This is a genomic window from Halomonas almeriensis (assembly GCF_030409235.1).
Taxonomy (GTDB): Bacteria; Pseudomonadota; Gammaproteobacteria; order Pseudomonadales; family Halomonadaceae; genus Halomonas; species Halomonas almeriensis.
In genome coordinates this window covers 18,673-44,403 of sequence record NZ_JAUFPO010000011.1, presented here as the reverse complement: position 1 = coordinate 44,403, position 25,731 = coordinate 18,673, and the positions used below count along the sequence as shown (strand labels likewise).

Below are 25,731 nucleotides of genomic sequence, written 5' to 3'. Positions count from 1 at the left end.
AAGACAATGCTCGAACTACGCCACCTTCGCACCCTCATTGCCCTGCGTGACGCCGGCTCACTGGTCGAGGCCGCCGAGCGTGTGCACCTGACCCAGTCGGCGCTTTCCCACCAGCTCAAGGATCTGGAGGAGCGCCTGGGCAGTCCACTGTTCGAGCGCAAGACGCGCCCGGTCACCTTCACGCGGGCCGGGCAGCGCCTGGTGGAGCTGGCCGAACAGGTGCTGCCCCAGGTGCGCATGGCCGAGCGCGATCTGGCCCGCCTGGCCGGCAACGAGCAGGGCCGGCTGCACATGGCCATCGAGTGTCATAGCTGCTTTCAGTGGCTGATGCCAACCATGGACCACTTCCGCGACCACTGGCCGGAAGTCGAGGTCGACATTCCCGGCGGTCATCATTTCGAGCCACTGGATGCGCTGCCCAGGGAACAACTCGACCTGGTCATCACGGCGGACCCGCAGCCGCTGCCCGGCGTGCATTACGAGCCGCTGTTCCGCTACCAGGGACTCCTCGCCGTGTCGCGTCATCACCCTCTCGCCGGCCAGCCATTTGTCAGCCCCGCCTCGCTGGCCGAGGAAACCCTGATCACCTACCCGGTGGAACATGCCCGGCTGGATGTCTTCACGCAGTTTCTCGACCCGGCCGGCGTCACCCCGCGCGAAGTGCGCACCGCCGAATTGACCATCATGATGATGCAGCTGGTGGCCAGTGGCCGGGGCGTCTGCGCCCTGCCCAACTGGGCCCTGACCGAGTACCTGGAGCGGGATTACGTCAAGGCGGTCGCATTGGGCGAGCACGGCGTCTGGAGCACGCTGTTCGCGGCAATCCGTGAGGAGACGCGCGAGACGCCCTGGATGGTGGACTTCCTGCGCACCGCACGCGAGACCTCCTTTGCCGTGCTGGAAGGTATCAAGCCGGCCTGAGCCGTCTTTTCCTGGCTACATCTTCCAGGCTACAACGGCTCCAGGAACGCAAGCCCCCGATGGCCCCGCCCTCCTGTTCGTGCCCCACTGACAACCTGTCTTTCGCGTCGATGCCCTCAAAGGGCGCCGCTTCGTGGACCATGATGCGTCCTCATCTCAGCGGGAAATACCAACAAAAAAATTCACCTTCTCGCCAAGCGCCGCAACCATGCGTCCCCCATGCCGACAGCTGGCCAATCGGGCAGTTGACCACAGGTCATCCACAAACTTATCCACTTGAAGCCCCGAAGGGAGCACACTATTTTGTGCTTCAAGCCTTGCGAATCACTATATGGAGTAACTGGAAGCAGAAGGCAGCAAGACTGTCAACAAGCGCACAACGGCGGCCTTCAACGTCCATCGACACGCCTCAGGACTCGCCATCCACTCATTGCCATCACGCCAGGGACCTCACCACCATGGACTCCACCGCCACTCCGGATCGCTCTTCTGTCTCCGTCACCGCGCCGCGGACCCTGAGGGTCATCAAGCGCACCGGCGATGTGGTGCCCTTCGACAGCAGCAAGATCAACGTGGCGCTGAGCAAGGCCTTCATTGGGGTGGAAGGCGATCACGCCGCCACCTCATCGCGTGTGCGTGATTTCGTGCAGCGAGCCTCGCAAAGCATCGAGCAGGCCTTCCAGCGTCGCCTGCCGGATGGCGGCACCCTGCATATCGAGGACATCCAGGACCAGGTCGAACTCGCCCTGATGCGTGCCGGTGAGCAAAAGGTGGCACGCGCCTATGTGCTCTATCGCGAGGAACACGCCCGTGCCCGGGCCGAATCCGCCACGCACATTGAAAAGCCGCATCCAACCCTCAACGTCACCGGCCCGGACGGCACTACCCGCCCGCTGGACCTGGGGCGTATCGAGACCCTGGTCTTCGATGCCTGTGAGGGCCTCGCCAATGTCGAGCCGGCCCGCGTCGTCGAGGAGTCGCTCAAGAACCTCTACGACGGGGTCAGTGTCGAGGGCGTCTCCCAGGCGCTGATGATGACCGCGCGCACCCTGGTCGAGAAAGAGCCCAACTACACCTACGTCACCGCACGCCTGCTGCAGGACAACCTGCGTCGCGAGGCCCTGTCCTTTCTGGGCGTCGCCGACGAGGCCACCTACCAACAGATGGCGGATTTCTATCGCCCCGCCTTCAAGGCCTACATCGCCCGGGGCATCGAGTTCGAGCAGCTCGATCCGCGTCTGGCCGAATTCGACCTGGAGCGCCTGGGGGATGCGCTGGACCACACCCGCGACGCCCAGTTTACCTACCTGGGGCTGCAGACCCTCTACGACCGCTACTTCATCCACCGCGACGAGGTACGCTACGAGCTGCCCCAGGTCATGTTCATGCGCGTGGCCATGGGCCTGGCCCTCGACGAAGACGACCGCGAGGCACGCGCCATCGAGTTCTACGAGCTGCTGTCCAGCTTCGACTACATGGCCTCCACGCCGACACTGTTCAACGCCGGCACCCTGCGCAGCCAGTTGTCTTCCTGCTACCTGACCACGGTGCCGGACGAGCTGGATGGCATCTACAGCGCCATCCGCGACAACGCCCTGCTCTCCAAGTGGGCCGGCGGCCTGGGCAATGACTGGACGCCGGTGCGCGCGCTCGGCTCCTGGATCAAGGGCACCAACGGCAAGTCCCAGGGCGTAGTGCCCTTCCTCAAGGTGGTCAACGACACCGCGGTGGCCGTCAATCAGGGCGGCAAGCGCAAGGGCGCCGTCTGCGCCTATCTGGAAACCTGGCACCTGGATATCGAGGAGTTCCTCGAGCTGCGCAAGAACACCGGTGACGACCGCCGCCGCACCCACGACATGAACACCGCCAACTGGGTGCCGGACCTGTTCATGAAGCGTGTCTTCGAGGATGGCGAATGGACACTGCTGTCGCCGGCCAGCTGCCCGGACCTGCACGACCTGTATGGCGCGGCCTTCGAAACGCGCTACCTGCAATACGAGGCGATGACCCGCACGGGAGAGCTAAAGCTGTTCAAGCGGGTGCGCGCCAAGGACCTGTGGCGCCGCATGCTGTCGATGCTGTTCGAGACCGGCCACCCCTGGATCACCTTCAAGGACCCCTGCAACCTGCGCAGCCCCCAGCAGCATGCCGGCGTGGTCCACAGCTCCAACCTGTGCACCGAGATCACCCTGAACACCTCCGCCGACGAGGTGGCGGTCTGCAACCTGGGCTCCGTCAATCTGGCCCAGCACGTTACCGAGGGCCGCCTCGACGCCGAGAAGCTGAAGAAGACGGTGCGCACCGCCGTGCGCATGCTCGACAACGTGATCGACATCAACTACTACGCGGTGCCCCAGGCCGAGCGCTCCAACTTCAAGCACCGCCCGGTGGGGCTCGGCATCATGGGCTTTCAGGATGCCCTTTACGGCCTGGACATCGCCTATGCCTCGGAGGCGGCCGTCGAGTTCGCCGACCGCTCCATGGAGCTCTTGAGCTACCACGCCATCGAGGCCTCCAGCGACCTGGCCGCCGAGCGTGGCCGCTACGCCAGCTATGACGGCTCATTGTGGAGCCAGGGCCTGCTGCCGATCGACTCCATCGACAAGCTCAAGACCGAGCGCGGCGCCCAGTATCTCGAGGTCGACACCTCGACCACCCAGGACTGGGGCCGACTGCGCGACAAGATTGGCGCCCAGGGCATGCGCAACTCCAACATCATGGCCATCGCCCCGACCGCGACCATCTCCAACATCTGCGGCGTGTCGCAGTCCATCGAACCCACCTATCAGAACCTCTTCGTCAAGTCGAACCTCTCGGGCGAGTTCACCGTGGTCAACGCCTACCTGGTCAACGACCTCAAGGCCCGCGGCCTGTGGGACGAGGTGATGATCAACGACCTCAAGTACTACGACGGCTCGGTGGCGGCCATCGACCGGGTGCCCGAGGACCTCAGGATCAAGTACGCCACGGCCTTCGAGGTCGAACCCAAGTGGCTGGTCGAGGCCGCCGCGCGCCGCCAGAAGTGGATCGACCAGGCTCAGTCGCTGAACCTCTACATCCAGGGCGTCTCCGGCAAGAAGCTCGACGTGACCTATCGCATGGCCTGGTTCCGCGGCTTGAAGACCACCTATTACCTGCGCGCCCTGGGGGCCACCGCGGTGGAGAAATCCACCGTCGAGCGCGGCAACCTCAACGCCGTGAGCAACGCCGCGCCCTCGGCGGCCCCGCCCGCCGAGACGGCGCCACGGCCCGAGGAGCCCCGCGGCATCGACGACTTCCTGCAGGGCAAGAGCGGCGGCGGCTCCCGAGCGCCCTCCGCCGGCGATATCGACGAACTCGGCTGCGAGGCGTACCAATAACATCAAGAGTGAAGAGAGAAGACGGCGCTTTGCGCCGATGAAGAAGGAAGAGAATGGCCTTTCTTCCGCCCGCAGGGCGCCTTCCCTCTGACCTCTTCACTTCCGAGGAACGAGGAAGAGCATGATCAACTGGGATGAGTTTCACGAGGATGATACGGCGACGACGGAGGCGCCGAAGCCGCAACACAAGCCTCAGGAAAAGCCGGAGCAGCCGTTGGCTTCGGGGGCCATGACGTCTGACGAGCCGGCGTCTTCGGCGGTGGGTGAGGTGCGTGACAGTGCGGCGATGTACCAGGTGGCTGAGCAAGACCGTCTGGCGCGGGCCCGGCAGTCCCTCGAGGAGCTGGATGTCGCGGCCGGGCTGGAAGAGCTTGAGATGGGCGCGGCGCGCATCGAGGTCGACGACAAGCAGATGATCAATGCCCGCGCCGATCTCAACCAGCTGGTGCCCTTCAAGTACGAATGGGCCTGGCAGAAGTACCTGGACGGCAGCGCCAACCACTGGATGCCCCAGGAAGTGAACATGAACGCCGACATCGCCCTGTGGAAGAGCGCCGATGGCCTCACCCAGGATGAGCGGCGCATCGTCGAGCGCAGCCTGGGGTATTTCTCCACCGCCGATTCGCTGGTGGCCAACAACCTGGTACTGGCCCTGTACCGCCTGATCACCAACCCCGAATGCCGCCAGTACCTGCTGCGTCAGGCCTTCGAGGAAGCCATCCACACCCACGCCTATCAGTACTGCGTGGAGTCGCTGTCCATGGATGAAGGCGAAGTCTTCAACATGTACCGCGAGATTCCCTCGGTGGCCGCCAAGTCGGCCTGGAGCCTCAAGCACACCCAGTCACTGGCGCGCCCGGATTTTCACACCGGCACGCCCGAGACCGATCAGGAGCTGCTGCGCAACCTGGTGGCCTTCTACTGCGTGACCGAAGGCATCTTCTTCTACTGCGGCTTCAGCCAGATCCTCTCCATGGGCCGGCGCAACAAGATGACCGGCGTGGCCGAGCAGTTTCAGTACATCCTGCGCGACGAGTCCATGCACCTGAACTTCGGCGTCGACATGATCAACCAGATCAAGCTCGAGAACCCGCACCTGTGGACGCCCGCGTTTCAGGACGAGTGCACCCAGATGATCCTCGAGGGCACCGAGCTCGAGATCGCCTACGCCCGGGACTCCATGCCGCGCGGCGTGCTGGGCATGAACGCCGCCATCATGGAGGAATATCTGCACTTCATCTGCAACCGCCGGCTGGCGCAGATCGGCCTCAAGGAACAGTTCCCGGGAGCGGCCAACCCTTTCCCGTGGATGAGCGAAATCATCGACCTGCGCAAGGAGAAGAATTTCTTCGAGACCCGCGTCACCGAATATCAGGTCGGTGGTGCATTGAGCTGGGACTGATTCGCCGGGGGCTGACCGGCTCGCCGGCAGCCCCTGGCAAAACCAGGCACGTTACTCACAGAAGACACGACGAATGGTGTAAAACGGAGGGTAGTTCGATGCAGGTACATCAAGGCAAGCAAACGCAACGCCAAGCCCAGGACTGGCAGTCCGCACTGGACCGCGCCCTGGAAGCCCATGGTGGAGAAGCTGCACTGGCCCATTATCCGCATGTGGCCAACGCCTTTCCTTCCAACCGGCCCAACCCCTACACCGGTGAATTCCCGCTGCTCGACTACAGCGGCCTGAAGGAATGGGCCACTTGCCGAGGCTGGCGAGTGCGTCCGGCACCCGAGCGCGCCTCTGACGACGAGAAGTATAACCCGCCGGTGCGCTTCACCCGCCTGGAAGACGAATCACGACGCTTCCACTAACTCGACGCCCCATGGCCAGGCGGGGCCGGCATGGTGACTCCCCCGCCACGCTGGCCCCGCCGCGTGCTCAAGATGTCGTTTGTCCCCTGGCAAGCCAGCGCCATTCTGCTCACCACCCTCTAGAATGAGCGAGTCAACCCCCTGGTTTCGCCGGTAAAGCAAAAATCGAGACTATCAGGAAGATTAACAATATTGATTCTCATCCGCTCATGACGCTAGGCTATGGGGGTCCGTTGCATCGAGTCGAGTGTCAAGGAGACCTCCCATGACCGAACGCAAGAGCGTCATCAAGCGCGTCTATGTCCCTACCCATGTACGTCACACCGCCAACGGCGACCGTGTCACCGTCCCCGGGCATTACCGCAAGCCCGATGACAACTGAGGCCGCAACGACCACTGCCATGCCGCACGCCCGGGCCTGAGAGCACTCTCAGGCCCTGCCAGCCAACCGATGCCACCGGCGGCCAACGACCTGGCGGGCCGATGCTGGCTTGCGGTTTAATCAAATGATTAATAAAATGAGGCTCACTTGACGCCCTCACCGGCTACCTGTCTCTTAACGGACTGCTGCCATGCCCTGCGCACCTCGCCGTTCCTCGCATCGCCCCATGTGGCTCCTGCTCGGGTTCATCCTGCTCGCCGCGGGAGTGAGCGGCTGTACAGCGGAAGAGCCCAAGGATTCAGCGACCCCACGAGTCGTCGATAGCCACGTGATTCAGCGCGGCAGCGGCGAGACGGTCACGCATCTCGCGGGCCGGGTAGAGGCCGCCGAACACGCCACCCTGAGTTTCGAGGTCCCCGGCCAGCTCGCGCAGCTCGAGGTCGACGCCGGCGAGCGTTTCCAGTCCGGCGATGTGCTGGCACGGCTCGACGACGCGCGCTACCGGTTGGTGGCCGGCCAGCGCCAGGCCGAGGCCAGCGAGGCCAAGGCCGCGCTGGTAGAAGCTCGCCAGACCTTTCGCCGCCAGTCGCGCCTGGCCGAGAGCGACTACGCCAGCGACAGTCAGCTCGACAGCGCCCGGTCGGCACTGGACACGGCCCAATCACGCCATGCCTCGGCACAGGCCGCTGTGCAGATCGCCGAGCGCGACCTCGAACAGACCATCCTCGAAGCGCCGTACGATGGGTCGGTCAGTGCACGCCGGGCCGAGCCGGCGGAGCGCGTCGCGGCGAACCAGACCATTCTGGAGGTCATCTCCCATCGCGAAGGCTTCGAGGTCACCACCGGGGTGCCCGAGACCCTCATCGACCGTCTCGAGATCGGCTCGACACAGCGCGTCAGCCTACCGGCACTGGACGCTAGCGGGCTCTCCGCCACCCTGGCCCGACTGGGCACCCAGCCGGGCGCGTCCAGCACCTACCCGGTCACGCTCGCCCTGGATAGTCCGCCACCCGGCGTGCGCGCCGGCATGACCGCCGACGTGCAGCTCACGCCCGCCACGGATGCCGACGACACCAAGACTCTGTCGATCCCGCTGACCGCGCTGGTCCATGACGACGCCCAACAGGTCCATGTGCTGCGTATTGCGGAAAGTGGCGAGTTGATGCGGGTCGCGGTTCGGGTGATCGAGCTCGGCGACGAACAGGCGCGGGTACGAGGCGACCTGGCGCCGGGGCAGCGTATCGTCGCGCGCGGCGCGGAATTCGTGGCGCCCGGCCAGGTGGTCAGCCTGCTCGACAAGGCGCCGGAACGCTACAACTGAGCGCCGCCGACGCGCCTGACAACCGGGAAGTGTCATGAACCTCAGCCAGCTTGCTCACCGCCGCCGCCCGGTTCTCTATCTGGCGACACTGATTGCCATGCTCTATGGCCTGTTCAGCTACTTCGACATGCCGGCCCGCGAAGATCCGAAGATCACCATCCGCGAGGCTCTGGTGACCACTGAATACCCCGGCCTGCCGGCGGAGCAGGTCGAACAGCACATCAGCAAGCCGCTGGAAGAAAGCATCCGCACCATCGGCGAAGTGGAGCGCATTCGCTCCACCTCGATGCGCGGCCGCTCGATTCTTCACGTCGAGATCAAGGACCGTTATTTCGATCTGGATCAGATCTGGGACGAGCTTCGCCAGCAGGTCGACGCCGCTCGCCCTCGGCTCCCTGCCGGCGCTCAGGAGCCGGTGATCAACGATGACTTCGGCGACGTAGCGGTGGTCACCGCCGCCTTGACCGCGCAGGACTTCCCCCAGGCCGCTCAGCAGGAAATGGCCGAACACATTCGGGCCGCCCTCTATGGCGTCAAGGGCACTGGCAAGGTCGAGCTGCTGGGCATCCAGGAGCAGCGCATCTTCGTCGACATGGACGCCGCCCGCCTGGTCGAGAGCGGCCTGTCGCCCTCGTCGCTGGCCAGCCAGATCGAGGGGCGCAACATCTATCCACCGGGCGGCGTGCTGGATACCGGCGAGCAGCGCCTGGCCCTGGCAGTCAGCGGCGAGTTCGAGGATCTCGAGGCGCTGGGCAATAGCGAGATTCGCCTGCCCGACGGCAGCACACTGCGCCTGCGCGACCTGGCCGAGCTTCGGCGCGGCTACCAGGACCCCGCCCACCGCACGGCCTACTTCAACGGCGAGCCGGCTATCGTCTTCGCCATTTCCATGCTGGAAGGCCAGAGTGTTCTGGACTTCGGCCACGCCATCCAGGCGCGCCTGGATGACCTGCGCACCACCCTGCCGGCCGGCTACTCCCTGGACATCATGACCTTCCAGCCCGACCAGGTCGCCAATGCGGTCTACGGGGTGACGGCCAGTGTCATCCAGACACTGGCCATCGTGCTGGCCGTGGTGGTGCTGTTCCTTGGCGTGCGCACGGGGCTCATCGTGGGTTCCCTGGTACCTGCCGTCATGCTGGTCACGCTCGCCGTCATGGGACTGACCGAGATGACCCTGCAACGCGCCAGCCTGGCCACCCTGGTCATCGCCCTGGGCCTGCTGGTGGACAACGCGATCGTCGTCGCCGAAGACTTCAAGACCCGACTGGAGGCAGGCGCCTCACGCAACCGGGCGCTGGCCGAAACCGGCAGTGAGCTGGCCATGCCACTGCTCTCCTCCACCCTGACCACCATCCTGGTCTTTCTGCCCCTGATGCTGGCCGAACACGAGGCCGGCGAATACACCCGCTCGATTTCCATTGTCATCGCCATCACCCTGCTGAGTTCGTGGTTCCTGTCGCTGACGGTGACCCCGGCGCTGTGTCACCGCTTTCTCAAGCGGCCGGCCTCCGCTGCAACCGAAGCTCCGTCGATCTCCAACCGCGCCTTCGGCTGGGTCGCGGCCCGTTATGCCAGCCTGCTGCGCCACCTGCTGCATCATCGGATCCTCTTTCTGATGCTGATGGCCGGCGTGCTGGCCAGCGGTGTCTTCATGATGCAGCTGGTGCCCCAGAAGTTCTTTCCCGACTCGGATCGCAGCCAGGTCCTGGTGACCATCGACTTTCCCTCCGACATTGCCGCCAATGCCACCGATCGTCGCGTCCGCCAGTTGAGCGAAGCACTGCTCGATGTTCCGGCGCTGCGCGACGACCTCGCCAGTGTGGCCGCCTACGCCGGCTTCGGCGGTCCGCGCTTCGTGTTGTCGCTGACGCCCATCGACCCGGCGCCCAACAAGGGGGTCATGGTGCTCAACGTGCATGATCGCGACCGGGTGGATGCCGTTATCCAGGCCACGCGGCACTATCTGGCCAGCCAGCACCCGGATATCTCGCCTCAGGTCACACGGATGTTTCTGGGCCCCTCCGACAGCACCCTGCTGGAAGTCCAGGTCAAGGGGCCCGATCGTGGTGTACTGTTTCAGACCGCCCGGCGGGTCGAGGACATCCTGCATGGCATCGATGGCGCCCGGGACATTCGCCACAGCTGGGAAGCCCGCATCGCCTCCCTGACCATTGAGGTCAACCAGGCACAGGCCCGCCGCGCCGATATCACCTCCCGGGATATCGCCCGCTCACTGGAGGGCGGCCTCAATGGCTTCCAGCTCGGTGACTACCGCGAGGGCGACGACCGGGTGCCGATCATGCTGCGCTACGACGACACCGAACGCGGCAGCCTGGAGCGCCTGAAATCCATGGTCGTCTATCCCGAGGCCGGCGCCGCGGCCGGGGTGCCGCTCAACCAGGTCGCCGAAGTCAGCCTGGATAAGGGCTACTACCGCATCGATCGCGAAAACCTGGTACGCACCATCACCATCGAGGGCCGCAACCAGCACCGTACGGCCGAGGATATGGTGCCGCTGGTCACCCCGGCACTGCGCCAGCTGGAAGATGAACTGCCCCCGGGGCACTGGATCGAGTTCGACGGCGTGGTCGAGGAATCGGCGGAAGGCCAGGCCGCGCTGCAGGCCAACCTGCCGCTGTGCATCGGCTTGATCTTCATCCTGCTGGTCGCCCAGTTCAACTCCTTCAAGCGACCGCTGCTAATCACCACCACCATCCCGCTGGTGATCGTCGGGGTCGCCCTGGGCCTGCTGGCCAGTCGCGCCGACTTCGGCTTCATGGTCATGCTAGGGCTCTATAGCCTGGCGGGTATCATCATCAACAATGCCATCGTGCTGATCGACCGCATCGATATCGAACGCCTCCAACTGGAAGACCATGAAACGCAACGCGATGCCGTGATCAAGGCCGCGGCGCGTCGCCTGCGGCCGATACTGATGTCGGCGATCACCACGGTGCTGGGCTTTCTGCCCCTGATCCTCGGACGGGATCCCCTGTTCTACGGCATGGCGGCCGCCATGGCCGGCGGTCTGGGCATCGGTACCATCATGAGCCTCGGCGTCGTCCCTATGCTCTACACCCTGTTCTTCCGTATCGACACGCGCCCGGGAGTGTCGCCATGACCGATGAGAGTACACGCCAACGGCTGATCCGCGCCGGCATTCAGCTATTCGGCGAACATGGCTACAAGGCCACCACCACCCGTATGCTCGCCGACGCGGCGCAGGCCAATATCGGCTCCATCGCCTACTACTTCGACAACAAGCATGGCCTCTACCTGGCCGCGGCCCGCTACATCGCCGGCGCCCTGCGCGAGCGCCTGGGCATCCAGGCAGTCGCCGCCGTGCCGGAAGACCGCGCCATGGCACGCCGCGAGCTCGAACGCCTGGTGCGGCGCATGGTGCGCACCTTCGCCACCGACGTCGAATGCCGCCAGTGGCTCTTGATGGTCATGCGCGAGCAGCTTCACCCCAGCGACGCCTTCGAGGTCCTCCAGCATCAGGCCTTCGGAGTGGTGCAGCTCACCCTCAGCCAGCACATCGCCTGCCTGACCGGCCGGGGTATCGAGGACCCCGTCACGACGCTGGAGACCCACACCCTGGTCGGCCAGATCGTTTTCTTCCTGATCGCCCGCGAACCACTGCTGCGTCGACTTTCCCTGCAGCAGATCGATGACAACACCCTTGAAGCCATGGAAGAGGTGGTGGTCTCGCATCTGCGGCTATTCGAGCCGGACGCGTGACAGCACGCACGATAGCACTGGGTGATAACATAGTCCCCCAGCCAACGGAGCCCTCCATGCCTGTCACCACCCCGACCCTGCATATTGCCGCAGCCCTGATTCAGGACGACGCCGGTCGCCTATTGCTGGTACGCAAGCAGGGTACCGGTGCCGTCATGCAGGCCGGTGGCAAGCTGGAGCCCGATGAGGCGCCGGCGGCGGCCCTGGCCCGCGAGATACAGGAAGAGCTCGGCTGCACGCCGCGCTGGCTCGAACCTCTCGGCGAGTTCAAGGCGCCGGCGGCCAACGAGCCCGGCCATCAGCTCGTTGCTCACCTGTTTCGTGCCAGGCTGCAAGGCGAACCACGGGCGGCCGCGGAAATCGCCGAGATGCGCTGGGTGACGCTCGAGGAGGCCGACACCATGCCGCTGGCACCACTGACTCGCGATATCATCCTGCCGCGTGCCCGACATTGACCCCTTGCCCCTGCCTCATGGAGTGACCGAGTGGCTATCGACCTGCTCTTCAATGCTCTGATTTTTCTGGCGTCTGCGGTGATCATCGTGCCGCTGGTCAAACGCCTGGGACTCGGTGAGGTGCTCGGCTATCTGATCGCCGGGGTGATCATCGGCCCTTCCGCGCTGGGCCTGGTGCCCGATGCCGAGGAGGTCCTGCACTTTTCCGAGGTGGGCATTGTCTTTCTGCTGTTCGTGATCGGCCTGGAGCTCAAGCCGGCCCGCCTCAAGCTGATGCGCAAGCCGGTGCTGGGTTTCGGCGGCCTGCAGATGCTGATCGGCACCCTGGCATTGTCCGGCCTGGCCCTGGTGTTCGGACTGCCCCCTGTGGTGTCACTGGTCGTCGGCTTCAGCCTGGCCCTGTGTTCCACGGCACTGGTGCTGCAGTTGCTGGGTGAGCAGGGCGAGCTGAACACCCGCCACGGCCGGCTGGGCTTCGCCGACCTGTTGTTCCAGGACATGGCAACCATCCCGGTGATCGCGCTGTTGCCGCTGCTTGCCGGTGGTGCGGCCGTGGCCGGTGGCTGGCAGGTCATGTTACGCGAGGCGCTGATCGGCCTGGCGGCCTTCGCTACCCTGATCATTGGGGGCCGCTATCTGCTGCGTCCGCTGTTTCGGGCGGCTGCCGCCACGCGCAGTCGCCAGGTCTTCACCGGCACCTCCTTGATGGTGGTGATCGGTGCGGCATTGGCCATGGAGCTGGTCGGCCTTTCCATGGCCCTGGGGGCCTTTCTGGCCGGGGTGCTGCTCGCCGACTCGGAATATCGTCACAGCATCGAGGCCGATATCGAGCCCTTCCGCGGTTTGCTGCTGGGGCTCTTCTTCATGGCCGTGGGCATGACCGCACCGATCGGCCAGCTGGTCGAGCAGCCGGGTGTGGTGCTGGGCCTGACCGCCCTGCTGCTGGCCACCAAGTGGCTGGGCGTCGTGGTGGCCGCCCGGGCTTATGGCGTGGACTGGCGCGACACCCTCAACCTGGCGGCACTGCTGCCCCAGGGCGGTGAGTTCGCCTTTGTGCTGCTCACCGCCGCTGCCAGTGCCAGCCTGGTCGGCCCTGACCTGGTCGGCCTGCTGGTGCTGGTGGTATCGCTGTCCATGGCCGCCACCCCGCTGCTCTTCCAGCTGCACGCCCGGCTGTTACGGCCCCGCTTCGTGGCCGGCAGCGCGCCGCGGGAATTCGACAAGCCGGACGATCATGCGCCGCGCATCATCATTGCCGGCTTCGGGCGTTTCGGCCAGGTCATCGGCCGAACGCTGCAGGGCCTGCAGATTCCCTACACCATCCTCGATATCAATGCCGAGCATGTGGACTTCGTGCGCCGTTACGGCAATCAGATCTACTTCGGTGATGCCTCGCGGCTCGACCTGCTGGAAGCCGCCGGTGCCGACCGCGCGCACATCCTGGTGATAGCGATCGGCGATGTCGAAACGTCGCTGCGCATCGTCGAGAAGGTGCAGCGGCGCTTTCCCCGGCTGCGCCTCTTCGCTCGTGGCCGCAACCGCCACCATGCCCAGTTGCTGATGCGCCACGGTGTCCTCGACATTGTTCGCGACCTGCTGCCGGCCAGCCTCGAACTGACCCAGGAAATACTGGTGGCCCTGGGCGTCGACCGCGAGCGGGCCCGGCACACCGTGGCCACCTTCCGCCAGCACGACGCCACCACCCTGCTGCGGCAGATGGAAGTGCCCGGCGACGAAGCCCAGCAGATCCAGACCCTCCAGCAGGCCGCCCAGGAACTGGAGGAGCTCTTCGAAGCCGACAAGGATGTGGTCACCGAACCACCCGCCATCCAGGCCGAGCGCTCCCAGCGACATTGAGAAGAGTGACTCGTAGCTCGTGGCTCGTAGCTCGTAGCTCGTAACTCGTAGCTCGTAGCTCGTAGCTCGTAGCTCGTAGCTCGTAGCTCGTAGCTCGTAGCTCGTAGCTCGTAGCTCGTAGCTCGTAGCTCGTAGCTCAAGCCTATTGCCGCCACCAGTCCGGCAACAACGCCCGATTCTCCGTCCGTGCGAAGCGGTCATCCATCAAGACCACCACGCCACGATCCTGCGGGCCGCGGATGACTCGGCCGGCGGCCTGCACCACCTTGATCATGCCGGGAATGCGATAGGCGTAATCATCACCGCGACCAAAGCGCGCCTGCAGGCGTTGCTTCAATGCCTCGTTGAGCGGGTCGAAGGGCGGCAGGCCCAGGGTGATCACGAAGGCGCCCACCAGGCGTTCCCCGGGCAGGTCGATGCCTTCGGCAAAGGCGCCGCCGAGCACCGCAAAGGCGATGCCGCTGCCCTCGGGGCTGAAACCGGCCAGGAAGGCCTCGCGCTCGGCCTCGCTCATGCCGCGCTGCTGGGCGCGCAGCGGCACCTCGGGGTAGGCTGCTTCCAGGCGGGCCCGGGCCGCTTCCAGATAGGCGAAGCTGCTGAAAAAGGCCAGATAGTGGCCGGGCTGACGGCGATACTGCCCCGCCAGTTCCTCGACAATGGGGCCGAGCGAGGCGTCACGATCCTTGAGGCGCGTCGAGATATCCGCACGGCAGCGCACCTCCAGCTGCTCCGCCATGAAGGGCGAGGCCACGCGACGCACCACGCTGTTGTCGGGCAGCCCGAGCAGGTCGCGGTGATACGCGGGCGGGCTCAGCGTGGCCGAGAACAGCATTGTCGAGTGGGCCGCGGCAAAGCGGGAGCGCAGGTAGTCCGCTGGCACCAGGTTGCGAATCGCCATGACGGCCTGACCCTGACCGGCGCGCCGCAGCTCGCACAGCGAATGCTCGCCGAAGCGCTCGGCGAGACGCGCAAAGGCCTGCGCCTCGAACAGAAATTCCCGGAGGCTCGGATCGCCCCCCTCCGGGTGCTCGGCCAGATAGTCGCCCACCGCCGAGACGGCGCGTTGCAGGGCACCCAGCCAGCCCTCGGGGATCGAAGCCAGCGCCTGCCACTCCACATCGGGCTGCTCGCGCAGCAACTCGCGCCAGCGGCGTACCAGGCTGCCCAGTGGCCGTTTCAATGCCGGCGGCGATAGGCGATGCAGTCGATTGAGGCGTTTCTGGGACAGCGCCGCGCTGTACATGCCGCGGGCCCGCTCCACCAGGTTGTGGGCCTCGTCGACCAGCAGCGCCAGCCGCCAGTCTTCGGCCTGGGCCAGGCCGTGAATCAGGGCACTGTCATCGAAGTAGTGGTTGACGTCGCCGATCAGCACATCGCTCCAGCGCGCCAGCTCCTGCCCCAGGTAATAGGGGCAGACCTGATGCGCCAGCGCCACCTCACGCAGGCCTTCCCGGTCGAGCCAGCCATGCTCGACGGCGGCCTGACGCGCTGCCGGCAAACGGTCATAGAAGCCCCGCGCCAGCGGGCAGGCCTCACCATGGCAGGCCAGGTCCGGATGCTCGCAGGCCTTGTCGCGTGCTACCAGCTCCAGAACCCGCAGTGGCAGGCGGTCCGCGGCTTCGGCAGCGGCGCCGAGGGCCGACAGGGCATCCAGCGCCAGACGGCGCCCCGGTGTCTTCATGGTCAGAAACGCCAGGCGGTCGATGCCGCGACGCGGCATGGCCACCAGGGTCGGGTACAACGCCCCCAGGGTCTTGCCGATGCCGGTGGGCGCCTCGGCCAGCAGGCAGCGTCCGCTGGCGGCCGTGCGATAGGCATCCTCGGCAAGCTCACGCTGGCCGGGGCGAAAGTCGTCATGCGGAAAGACCAACTCGGCCAGCGCCCGGTCGCGGCGCTGGCGATGCGCGGCCTGCTGCTCGGCCCAGTCGCGGAACTGCCGGCACAGGCCGGCCAGGAAGTCGCGCAGCTCGCCGGCTTCGGCATCACGGGTCAGCCGCGTCTCGGCACCGCTGACCACATCCAGATACACCAGCACCAGGGTCACGCGCTCGAGCGCCTCGGCTTCGCACAGCAGGGCGCCATAGGCCGAGACCTGTGCCCAGTGCAGGGCGCGCTGGTGCTCGCCCATGCGCGAGAGATCGCCGCGATGGGTCTTGATCTCTTCCAGCTCGCCGCGCCGGGGATCATGACCGTCCGCGCGCCCGACCAACTGCAGGCCCTCGACCTCGCCGGCCAGCGGCACCTCGGTGCGATAGTCCGGCCCGCGACGCGCCACGACCCGCGCATGGCCCTCGATGCCTTCCCGCGCACTGGGTGCCGGCGTGAAGCGGTAGTCGAGATCGCCCTTACGCGCGGTAAACTCGCAGAGGGTGCGCACCGCCACCCGGTAACCCGGCGCCGCCCCGTCCGCCTCGCGACTCATGGCGCCTCCTGCCAGCCGACGCTCTTCTGCCACCCAACATGGCAGACCGCCACGGGCATCCGCCGGGCCTGAAAGAAGCTCAGCCAGCGGCGCTGATTGTCCTGCAGGCGGTCGCCCGGCCCCTTGACCTCGATGAGCCGATAGTGCGGCGCCGGCCCGTCCGGCAGGAACTGGATCAGGTCCGGCAGACCGCTTCGGTTGGCCCGCGGGTCCGCCAGGATGCGCTCGAAGCAAGCACGCAGATGCGCGGCGGGCAGGCAGTCCAGGGCCTGCTCGATCAGCGGCCAGCTCAGGCGCTCCCAGTGCAGGAAGGTGGCCGACAGCCCCCGCTTGGTCTGCCAGTGCTCGGCAATGGTGTGGCGGTAGCGGCCGTCCTCGAGCTCGGCCAGACAGGCCTCGAAGTGCTCGCGACGGCGGCTCAGGAAATCCTCTCGGCCAAGATCCGCCGGGCCGCTCTGGAAGGGATGAAAGAAGGCCCCCGGCAGAGGCGCAAACAGCGCCTCCCAGCACAACAGGCCGAACAGCCCGCCGATCAGGGCATTTTCCACGTAGTACACCGGTGCCTCGGGCGTGGCAAGGTGCTCGGCCACGGCCAGCTCGACGCGCCCTCCCGTGGGCGGCAGGGTCAGATCGAGCCGCTCGGGGCTCGCCTCGCGAGGTGGCGGCTCGGCCGTCAGCCCGAGTCGGCGGCGCAGCCGAGTGCGCAGTCGCGCCAGGGCCTGGGCCTCGCGTTCTCCCACCTCCCCGGCCTGCTCGAGCAAGGCATGCGCCCGGGCATGCTCGCCGCAACGCTCGAGCAACCGAAGCCGGCGGATGCGCCCCTCACCGTCACCGGCGCGAGCATAGAGTTCGAGGGCGGCCTGTGTCTCGCCCTGGCGTTCAGCCTCACGCCCCAGGTGCACCAGCAGGCGCGCACGCCGACTGGCCAGCCAGGCATTGGCGGACGCCTCGGCGCTGGGCGACTCGGCCAGCATCTCGCCCAGCACGACCGGACTCTCGCCCACGTCGAGGCGTTCGCGCAGATGGTGCAGGAAGAGGTATTCATCCACCTCGGCGCGTCGGTCGAAGGCCCGCGAGGCGGCATCGAAGGCCACGCTCTCGAAGCGCTGCATGCCCAGCTCGGTGAGCACGAACTCGGCCCAGTCCTGGCGCAGGTTGCCGAAGAACATCAGCCGCAGCCGATCGCACAGTGGCATCACCGTCACACGCACCAGCCGGTCCGAGGCCTGTGGCCACCATTCGCTAAGTGGTCGCGGTCGGGTCAATCGGGCCTGCAGGGCCTCGAGCAGCGTCGCCTTGCTCGCCGAGCGTGAGATGCCGGCGGCGGTCATCTCGCCGGCCAGCGCTTCACGCAACTCGGGCAGGCGCAACTGGCGGAACAGCTCGCTCAGTTCGCACTCGGGGTCCGCCTCGACCCAGCCGGCCTCCTGCAGTGGCGCCAGAGCCGCCGTGGTATCGCCGATCTCGGCATAATCGAGACGCGAGAGCCGAAACACCTCGCCACGGCGCATCACCATGCGGGCCAGCAGGGCGCGCGATGCCAACGGCAGCTCGGGGAAATCGCGCAGAAAGGCCAGCTCGGCGTCATCGAGCAGGTCATGATGGCGTGCGGCCACCCAGTCCAGCACGAACTGAAAGTTGCTCAGGTAATAGCGCGGGTCATCCAGCGAGGCCGAGACGCGCTCAGCGGAGGTACTGTTCATGCATACATATTAACAGCTTGGCTCAGCAGGCCACACTCGCCCGGGTATTCAACCATCAACGGCTGACCCTGTGGGTACCTGCAGCGTCATCTGCTCGCCGCTGATGGCGATATCGAAGCGCCCCAGAAAGCTCATGCCCAGCAGCGCCTGATCACCGCTCAGCCCCTTGCTGATCGAGCCACGCACCTCACTGGCCGTCAGCCCGCCCAGGCCGACCTCGTCCAGAGTGGTCAGGTGGCCGCGGGCGCGGCCATTGGCGGTGGAGAACCAGACTTCGCGCTGGCGCTCCAGATCGAGCCGATCAGCCAGCTCGGCGGGCACCGACACATAGGTGGCGCCGGTATCCAGCAGGAAGTCCACGGGCTCGCCATTGATCCGCCCGGTGGCGACGAAGTGCCCCGCCGGGTTGCGCTCCAGGGTCAGGGGATCACCAGTGGCCATTTGCGCCAGATCGGCGTTCGGGTTCTCGCGCTCCTGCAACCAGCCCTGCCACCACCAGGTACCCAGGCCGATCAGCAGCAACCAGAACAGCAGCATCATGCCCAGGCCGGCACGGCGTGTCTCACTTGCCAAGCTCACCTCCCGCCATTACGCGGCTCCCTGCTATGCCCCCAATCTTGTCACCCCTCACCCTTCACACCTCACCATTCACCCCTCACACCTCACAACATCTGCACATCATCCGCTTCCCACTGCCGGGCAGCCTCCATGCCCCGCGCCTGATCGACGCCCAGGCAGATAGCGATGGCGATGAGAAAAAGCACGGCACAGAGCAGGATCGAGGCCTGCAGGCCGACCACCGACTGCAACAGCCCCAGGCCGATGATGCCGAAGACGCCCGCCAGCTTGTTGGCCAGCCCCCAGAAACCGAAGAACTCGGCGGCCTTGCGACGCGGCGAGAACAGCCCCACCAGGGCGCGACTGGCGGACTGGCTGGAGCCCAGGCTGAGCCCCGCCAGGCAGCCCACCACCAGAAAGACGTGCTGGGCCTGCCAGTCGAGCCCCAGGGCCGCATTCAGCCAGGCGGTCATCCCCGGTGTGGCCCAGATGGCCAGGATGGCGGCGACCCACAGCGCCAGGGTGATCAGATAGGTCTCGCGGGTACCAATGCGATCCTGAATAGCGCCGAAGCCGATGGCACCGGCCGCCGCGGTGATCTGCACGATGATGAACATGATATTGCGCGTCGCCGCGTCCCAGCCGATGACCTGAGCACCATAGATGAAGGCAAAGGCGATAATGATGTAGACCCCGGCCATGGAGAACAGCAGCGACACCAGAAAGAGGCCCAGGTCGCGAAAGCGACGCAGCTCGTGCAGGGTCGTGGAGACCCGCTGCAAGGCGATACGGTGATAGGGCTGACCCGGCGGCTGCGGTGTGCCGCGCTCACGCAACCACAGGAAGGTGGGAATGGCCGCCACCAGAAAGAAGCCGGCGGCGAAGGGCCCGACCCAGCGGATACGCTCGAAATTCTCCGCCGTGGCCTCGCCCAGCACCATCAGCGTGAAGCCCGCGGCACAGAGCCCGCCCACATAACCCAGCGCCCAGCCGAAACCGGAGATGCGACCCAGCGACTCCGGTGGACCCAGTTCCGGCAGGAAGGCCGCGATAAAGGACTCGCCCATGGAGTAGGCGTAGTTGGAGAGGATGATCAGCACCAATCCCAGCACCACAAACCCCGGCTCGACGAAGTACAGCATAGCGGTGGTGCCGATGGTCGCCAGATAACTGGCGAACAGGAAGCGCTTCTTGTCGGCGCGGTAGTCCATCACTGCACCGCACAGGGGGCCGGTGACGACCACCAGCAGATAGCTGATGGCCAGCGCCAGGCTCCACAGCAGGTTGGCCAGCCGATAACCATCGCCGCGATCACCAACGATCACCGTGGTGAACAGCTCGCCGAACACCACGGTGATGATGAGCAGGGTGTAGGCCTGGTTGGCGAAGTCGAACATCGCCCAGCCGAGGATTTCCCGGCGCGAAGCCCAGGGCGTCTCGGCCGCAGCAGCGGTCGTCGTGCTCATGGCGGCATCCCTGTCAAAGTGAGAGCATCAAGATAGCAGGCCGAACAAACAGGCGGCCATGCCTGTCTGATACATACCTACGGGAATTCCCGCCACATGCGACGAGGCAACTCTCATGAATCAGCGCGACGCATTCATCGAACGGCTGAAGGACAGCCTGGCCCGCTGGAATGTCGAGATCGAGGAGCTGACCAAGCGCGCTCGGCAGGCCGGTGAGGACACCCGACAGCAGCATCAGGAAGACATCGACGACCTGAAGGCGCGGCGCGATGAGGCCCGCAAGCGCCTGGACGCGCTTCAGGCCTCCAGTGAAGAAGCCTGGGACGACATGCGCCAGGGCACCGACCGGGCCTGGTCACAGCTAGGCGAGGCCTGGGACAAGGCCAGCTCGCGCTTCAAGTAACGGCCTCGGCGGGCCGCTCAGCGAGCATCATCGCTGGCCGCCTCGCCGCGATCGAGTCGCTCGGCCGCTGTGCGCCCCTGTCGGGCCAGACCCTCCAGGCGCTCGATCTGACTGGCCATCTGCGGCAGGGCATCACGGCGATAGTTCGCCAGGTCATCGATGGCGCCCATCACATCGCTCAAGGCGTTTTCCAGTGACTGCATGTCCAGGGTCGCCCGGGAGGCCCGGGTCTGAATGTCCACTCCCTGACGCTTGAGCGCCTCGGCGGTGCCGGCGATGGTCTCGGACGTCGCCGTATTGAGCGACTCGATGCGCTCCAGCACGATGCGCTGATTGGCCAGCGCCAGTGCCACGGTGGCCGCCACGCTGAGCGCCGAGACGGTGACATTGATCGCCCGGTCGACACCACGCATGAGCTCGCGGTTGTTGCGGATGATCACCTCGAGGGCCAACACGCCCTGCTGGCTGACCGCCTGTTGCTGCTGCAGATCGAGAATCCGCTGACGCAGCGGGAAGAGCAGCTCCTCCTCGACGAATTGCCGCCGTGACTCATCGAGTTCCGGGAGGTTGTTCACCAGGCGCTCGTCAATGGCGCGCCCCAGGGCGACCTGCCGCTCCAGTTGCTTGAGCGTCTCATTGAGCGCCTGCTGGTCGTCGTTGAGGGTGATGTTGTCGCGCTCCAGGCGGTCCCGGCCGCCCTCGAGCTCGGCAATGATGGCATCCAGCGCCTGCTGGGCGGTCTCGAAGCGCTGGAAGTAGCGCTGCAGGCGGGTCCCCAGCCCCGGAATCCAGCGGCGGATACGATCCACGGCACTCGGCTCGAGGCGGTGGTGGCGCGGGTCGAGGGTGTTCATGCGGCCGCGCAGCTCGCCCAGCGCCTTGGCCACCGGGCCGCCCTCGTCACCCTCCTGGGCCAGCTGGTGCAGCGGCGTCTTGAGCATCTCGCTCTGGTGAGCGGCTTGGCGCTGCAGATCTAGCCCCATCTCGTCGACGGCGCGTCGCTGCTCGGCCGCACTGCCCGCCGACTCGCCCAGTATCTCGGCGACGAAGGAGGCAGCCGCCGCCTCGAGCTCGCTGTCCAGCGCTTCCCGGGAGTCTCCGGCATCCTGCCCCAGCTCTTCGGCAATGCGCTCCACCGGCGGCAGTGACAAGCTCTGCGAAGCTTTGTCGGAGTCAGTATCGGTCATGATGAGGCTCCCTTGTCGCCATGCCTGGCGGTGGTGTTCGAGGTCGACTGGCCATAGCGCTCGGCGCCCTGGATGAAGCGACGCAGGTCTTCACAGGCACGCTCGGCCCCCAGCGCCGCCTTGGGCCGGCCCGTGGCCACGCTCGACAGACGCACGGCGGCGTCATCCAGGGCGGTCAGGGCGGCCTCGTTCTGCGCGGCGAGACGCCGTAGGGCGACCTCGGTTTCCTCGGCCAGCGCTAGGCGCCGCCTCAAGGCCTCGGTTTCTTCCGCGGACAAGCGCGGTGCCTCCGAGGCCAGGCGCTTGCGCACATAGTCGATATCTAGGCCGCGAATCCCCCGGGCACGATCGACCATGGCATCGAAGTCATCAATCGCGCCCAGGCTGACCTGATGAATCAGCTTGCGCGCTCGCTCGAAAGCCAGTTCACCGCGCTCGAAGCGCGACGCCAGGACCTCGTTGACGTGTCGATAGCGCCCATGCAGCCGATCGGCGCGGGTGGCCAGCTCGGGACGATCGATCCTCAACAGCTCGCCCTTGACCCGGCACAGAGCACGCACGATGTCGTCGGCCCCTTCCGGTGGCCGGGCCGGATCGAGGGCCACCACACCCTGCTCGGCGCGGGCACGCTCTCGCCGCCGGGCCTTCTCGAGCTGGCGGGACTGGCGCCGTGCCCGCCAGCGACGCCAGCGACGCTCTACCGGCAGCGCCACCGCAATTCCCACAAGCCCCGCCAGCCAGCCCCACAGACTGGGGCCGAAGCCGCCCCACAGCGAGGTCAGCCACATCACGATACTGATGAACGGAATCAGCGCGCCATAGCGCACCAGCACCCGCCAGCGCTCCAGCGACTCGGTCGGCAGCGCCAGCGAGGGCTTGATCAAGCCGATCAGGCACCAGGCCGGGCAGGTAAGGAAAAGGCCATAGGCCGCTCCCTGCAGAAACTCTAGCATGCTGTTGTCGATCCTCCGCTAAGCCGTGAAGGCACTGCCTCATGATGCGACGCCGGGCGAGACTTCGCTACCCCCGCAGATGCCAGACCAGCGTGACCACAATGGCCACGACACCGACCAACAGGGCCGTGGCCACCGACCAGCTGACCAGATTGTCCAGCCAGCGATCAAAGCGAGTCCAGTCGCGGCGGGCGCGAGGCGGCGGACGACGGGTAGCGCCGCTGCGCTTTGCGGGGCGGGGGAGGTTCTTTGCCATGACGCGCTGCTCCACGCACCTTTTCTTGCGGTTGATGAGCGCATCCGCCAAGGATGCCGGCGCCAGTATAAACAAAGGCACGCTTCATCACAGGGGCAAAGCTTGTATCAGGGCTTTCGCGCCCCCAAGTCTAAAACCAAGCATGCTAACTTCTGGAGCCACCCATGCCGCGACTGGCCACTACACCGCTCTCCGTTCTGGACCTGGCGCCGATCCGACACGGCGGCAGCGCCGCCGACAGCTTCGCCGAAAGCGTCGAGCTGGCCCGGCTGACCGAGCAGCTCGGCTTCACCCGCTACTGGCTGGCCGAGCACCACAGCATCGACGGTATCGCCAGTGCCGCCACATCGGTGCTGATCGGGCATCTGGCCGCGCATACGTCACGCCTACGCATCGGCAGTGGCGGTATCATGCTGCCCAATCATCCGCCCCTGGTCATCGCCGAACAGTTCGGCACCCTGGAAACCCTCTACCCGGGCCGCATCGACCTGGGCCTGGGCCGTGCCCCGGGCTCGGATGGCGCTACCATGGCCGCCATGCGCCGCGACCCACGCGCCGGCGTGGACGACTTCCCGCAGCGTCTGGAGGAACTGCACGGCTACCTGGGCGAGGAACGCCCGGACCAGCGCGTGCGCGCCATCCCCGGCCAGGGCACGCATGTGCCGATCTGGCTGCTCGGTTCCAGCGACTACAGTGCCCGCCTGGCCGCCCGCGAGGGCCTGCCCTTCGCCTTCGCCGCCCAGTTTACCCCGGCCCAGTTGCACCACGCCTTGAAGATGTATCGCGACCACTTCCAGCCCTCGGCGGTACTGGACGCGCCGCACGCCATGGTCGGCCTGCCGGTGGTCGCCGCCGACTCCGACGAACGCGCCGAGTTTCTCGCCTCCACGGCCCGTCAGAAGTTTCTGGGGCTGATCCGCGGCCAGCGCACCCGCGCCCTGCCGCCGGTCGAGCGTATCGACTGGTCGTCGCTGGAGCGGGCCCAGGTCGACCAGTTCTTCGGCGCTGCCGTCATCGGCGGCCCGCAGCGGGTGCATGATGGCCTGGAGTACTTCCTGGAGAGCACCGGCGCGGATGAACTGATGATTCATACCGACGTGTTTGCCCAGCAGGATCGGCTGAGGAGCTACGAGATCCTAAGCGACCTTTGGCAAAAGGAACCTTCCTGATGAACGGCTTTCCAAAAGACAGACATCCACGGCTGCCGACCGACGGCACGCCCCCACGGAGCCCCTCATGACCGACCCCAACGACCCGCGCAACAACGCCGCTTGGCGCGCTGCCCAACAATGGCAGCAGCGTGCCCGCCAGGCGAAACCCGGCGGTCAGGTCAGCGGCATCAAGCTGCTGTTCACCTGGCTACTGTTCGGCGTGATGATGATCGTCGGCACCATCCTCGGCCTGTTCTTCCTGCTCATCGGCTGGGCCATGCTGCCCTTTCTGCGCCGCCGCATGAAAAAGCGCATGGAACAGATGCGCGCCGACCAGGCCCAGGACGTCGGCGGCGCGACCTATCACGAAGCGCGCTCCGGCCAGGAGCGCACCCAGCAACACCAGGTGCTCGAAGGTGACTATGAAGCCCGGGACGAGCGCTCCTGAACTCTAGTCAACAGGCTCAGCGCACCTCGAAGCGCCCCTGACCACAGTCGGGAGCACTGCCCTGAGCGAGCTCACGGGCTTGCGGCAGGTTGGACTGGAGCGACTCGATGCGCGACTCATGAGCCGGATGCGTCGACAATAGCTCCGGTGGCTGGCCACTACTGGCGTTCGCCATGTTGCGCCACAGCGCCACGCTTTCGGCCGGATCGTAGCCCGCCGCCGCCATGATACGTAGCCCCATCAGGTCGGCTTCTTCCTCGTGGGCGCGGCTGAACGGCAGGGTCACGCCCAGCCGAGCGCCGACGCCCAGCGCCTGAAGGATCGCCTGCTGCCCCATGTCGCCCTCTCCCAGCAGGCCGACCACCAGCAGGGCTGCCTTGATGCCGAGCTGCTGGGTCATGCGCTCGTTGCCATGGTCGGCCAACACATGGGCAATCTCGTGGCCAATCACCGCGGCCAACTGCGCCGGCGACTCCGCAACGCGCAACAGCCCGGTGTGTACCCCGATCCGGCCACCCGGCAAGGCAAAGGCGTTCGGCGAGGACTCCTCGAACAGCACCACCTGCCATTCCCCCGGCATCTCGACCTCGGGATACAGCCGCTCGGTCGCCGTCAGCAGCGCATGCGAAATGCACTCGACGCGCTGGCTGACCGGTGTGCCCGACACTTCCTGGCCCTGTTGGCGCATCTGGGCGAAAGCGTCATCGCCCATTTTGGCCATCAGCACCTCCGGCACCAGCGCCAGCTGGGAACGACCGGTCGGCGTCTCACCGCAACCGGCGAGCAGCAGGAGTGCCCCAAGACCGAGGCACTGCAGGGGGCGCCGCATCATCCCGGCAAGTCGCGATATTGGCATCGTCATCCTCGCTCAGTCCTCCATCACCGCCGTCAGCGCGGCACGATACCCCTGGCTGCCAAGCCCGGCGATGACCCCATCGGCGCGCAGCGAGACATAGGAGTGATGCCGAAACGCCTCACGCTGGTGAACATTGGAGAGATGCACCTCGATGACCCGGCCATCGAAGGCCTTGAGTGCATCGAGAATGGCCACCGAGGTGTGTGTGTAGGCTGCCGGATTGATGATGATCGCCGCCGTGCCGTCGAGGCGTGCGGCCTGGATGGCGTCGATCAGTTCGCCCTCGTGGTTGCTTTGGCGACAGGCGATCTCCCAGCCGCCCGCATGAGCCCGGGCGCGCAATGTATCGTCGATATCCGCCAGCGTCTCCTGGCCGTAGATCTCCGGCTGACGCGTACCCAGCAGGTTGAGGTTGGGGCCGTGCAGAACCAGTACCTTGTTCATGTCATTGCTTTCCTTGTCGAAGAGTCAGAC

21 protein-coding genes are annotated in these 25,731 nt (G+C 66.1%); 12 read left to right on the top strand and 9 right to left on the bottom strand.

The features are described 5' to 3' along the window. Positions 1-6 precede the first annotated feature (6 nt). The 9 genes from QWY74_RS10490 to QWY74_RS10450 all read left to right on the top strand — a co-directional run bounded on the left by QWY74_RS10490 (position 7) and on the right by QWY74_RS10450 (position 13,854). Positions 7-921, top strand: coding sequence for a LysR family transcriptional regulator (locus QWY74_RS10490; protein WP_264826432.1), 915 nt, complete (start codon positions 7-9; stop codon positions 919-921). 458 nt (positions 922-1,379) lie between these two features. Then, positions 1,380-4,280, top strand: a complete 2,901-nt coding sequence (locus QWY74_RS10485) for a ribonucleoside-diphosphate reductase subunit alpha (protein ID WP_290314279.1) — start codon at positions 1,380-1,382, stop codon at positions 4,278-4,280. 121 nt (positions 4,281-4,401) lie between these two features. Beyond that, positions 4,402-5,682, top strand: coding sequence for a ribonucleotide-diphosphate reductase subunit beta (locus QWY74_RS10480; RefSeq protein WP_264826435.1), 1,281 nt, complete (start codon positions 4,402-4,404; stop codon positions 5,680-5,682). A gap of 98 nt (positions 5,683-5,780) precedes the next feature. Continuing rightward, a complete protein-coding gene (locus tag QWY74_RS10475; protein ID WP_290314278.1) occupies positions 5,781-6,095 on the top strand; it encodes a hypothetical protein in 315 nt (104 codons plus the stop codon). A gap of 710 nt (positions 6,096-6,805) precedes the next feature. After that, positions 6,806-7,798 (top strand): efflux RND transporter periplasmic adaptor subunit, encoded by a 993-nt coding sequence (locus tag QWY74_RS10470; protein ID WP_290314277.1) that lies wholly within the window; start codon positions 6,806-6,808, stop codon positions 7,796-7,798. 34 nt (positions 7,799-7,832) lie between these two features. Continuing rightward, positions 7,833-10,922, top strand: a complete 3,090-nt coding sequence (locus tag QWY74_RS10465) for an efflux RND transporter permease subunit (RefSeq protein ID WP_290314276.1) — start codon at positions 7,833-7,835, stop codon at positions 10,920-10,922. Beyond that, positions 10,919-11,542, top strand: coding sequence for a CerR family C-terminal domain-containing protein (locus QWY74_RS10460; RefSeq protein WP_264826441.1), 624 nt, complete (start codon positions 10,919-10,921; stop codon positions 11,540-11,542). The genes QWY74_RS10465 and QWY74_RS10460 overlap by 4 nt, the downstream gene beginning before the upstream one ends. Positions 11,543-11,598: 56 nt before the next feature. Next, entirely contained in the window at positions 11,599-11,997 is a 399-nt protein-coding gene (locus tag QWY74_RS10455) for an NUDIX hydrolase (protein WP_290314275.1), read from the top strand. A gap of 30 nt (positions 11,998-12,027) precedes the next feature. After that, positions 12,028-13,854 carry a monovalent cation:proton antiporter-2 (CPA2) family protein gene (locus QWY74_RS10450; protein ID WP_290314274.1) on the top strand — a complete coding sequence of 609 codons (1,827 nt, stop codon included), beginning with the start codon at positions 12,028-12,030 and terminating at the stop codon, positions 13,852-13,854. Between the two features lie 142 nt (positions 13,855-13,996). On the opposite strand, the gene QWY74_RS10445 is transcribed toward QWY74_RS10450, so the two are convergent. From QWY74_RS10445 to QWY74_RS10430, 4 genes are all read right to left on the bottom strand, one after another. Beyond that, positions 13,997-16,276, bottom strand: coding sequence for an ATP-dependent DNA helicase (locus QWY74_RS10445; RefSeq protein ID WP_290314272.1), 2,280 nt, complete (start codon positions 16,274-16,276; stop codon positions 13,997-13,999). After that, positions 16,273-17,979, bottom strand: coding sequence for a VRR-NUC domain-containing protein (locus tag QWY74_RS10440; protein WP_290314271.1), 1,707 nt, complete (start codon positions 17,977-17,979; stop codon positions 16,273-16,275). Before QWY74_RS10440 ends, QWY74_RS10445 begins: the two co-directional genes overlap by 4 nt. A gap of 48 nt (positions 17,980-18,027) precedes the next feature. After that, positions 18,028-18,519 (bottom strand): retropepsin-like aspartic protease family protein, encoded by a 492-nt coding sequence (locus QWY74_RS10435; RefSeq protein ID WP_290314305.1) that lies wholly within the window; start codon positions 18,517-18,519, stop codon positions 18,028-18,030. Between the two features lie 122 nt (positions 18,520-18,641). Continuing rightward, positions 18,642-20,003 carry an MFS transporter gene (locus QWY74_RS10430; protein WP_290314270.1) on the bottom strand — a complete coding sequence of 454 codons (1,362 nt, stop codon included), beginning with the start codon at positions 20,001-20,003 and terminating at the stop codon, positions 18,642-18,644. A gap of 115 nt (positions 20,004-20,118) precedes the next feature. Here QWY74_RS10430 and QWY74_RS10425 point away from each other — a divergent pair, with 115 nt between their 5' ends. Further along, a complete protein-coding gene (locus QWY74_RS10425; protein ID WP_264826448.1) occupies positions 20,119-20,406 on the top strand; it encodes a sll1863 family stress response protein in 288 nt (95 codons plus the stop codon). Positions 20,407-20,423: 17 nt separating this feature from the next. On the opposite strand, the gene QWY74_RS10420 is transcribed toward QWY74_RS10425, so the two are convergent. The 3 genes from QWY74_RS10420 to QWY74_RS10410 form a co-directional block, all read right to left on the bottom strand. Further along, complete coding sequence (locus QWY74_RS10420) at positions 20,424-21,593, bottom strand: toxic anion resistance protein (RefSeq protein WP_264826449.1); 1,170 nt, start codon at positions 21,591-21,593, stop codon at positions 20,424-20,426. Next, on the bottom strand, positions 21,590-22,546 hold the full coding sequence (locus QWY74_RS10415; protein WP_264826450.1) for a cobyrinic acid a,c-diamide synthase: 957 nt from the start codon (positions 22,544-22,546) through the stop codon (positions 21,590-21,592). The genes QWY74_RS10420 and QWY74_RS10415 overlap by 4 nt, the downstream gene beginning before the upstream one ends. A 67-nt stretch (positions 22,547-22,613) precedes the next feature. Then, the gene (locus QWY74_RS10410; protein WP_264826451.1) at positions 22,614-22,802 is read right to left on the bottom strand and encodes a hypothetical protein; all 189 of its coding nucleotides are present in this window, start codon (positions 22,800-22,802) and stop codon (positions 22,614-22,616) included. 164 nt (positions 22,803-22,966) lie between these two features. Between QWY74_RS10410 and QWY74_RS10405 the strand changes: the two genes are divergently transcribed. Further along, complete coding sequence (locus tag QWY74_RS10405; RefSeq protein WP_264826452.1) at positions 22,967-23,971, top strand: LLM class flavin-dependent oxidoreductase; 1,005 nt, start codon at positions 22,967-22,969, stop codon at positions 23,969-23,971. A 67-nt stretch (positions 23,972-24,038) separates the two neighbouring features. Beyond that, positions 24,039-24,401, top strand: a complete 363-nt coding sequence (locus QWY74_RS10400; RefSeq protein WP_264826454.1) for a hypothetical protein — start codon at positions 24,039-24,041, stop codon at positions 24,399-24,401. A gap of 16 nt (positions 24,402-24,417) precedes the next feature. Here QWY74_RS10400 and QWY74_RS10395 read toward each other — a convergent pair whose 3' ends face one another. Together QWY74_RS10395 and aroQ are read right to left on the bottom strand one after the other, a co-directional pair. After that, complete coding sequence (locus QWY74_RS10395) at positions 24,418-25,257, bottom strand: M48 family metallopeptidase (protein WP_264826456.1); 840 nt, start codon at positions 25,255-25,257, stop codon at positions 24,418-24,420. A 12-nt stretch (positions 25,258-25,269) separates the two neighbouring features. Continuing rightward, complete coding sequence (gene aroQ / locus QWY74_RS10390) at positions 25,270-25,701, bottom strand: type II 3-dehydroquinate dehydratase (RefSeq protein WP_264826457.1); 432 nt, start codon at positions 25,699-25,701, stop codon at positions 25,270-25,272. Positions 25,702-25,731 lie beyond the last annotated feature (30 nt).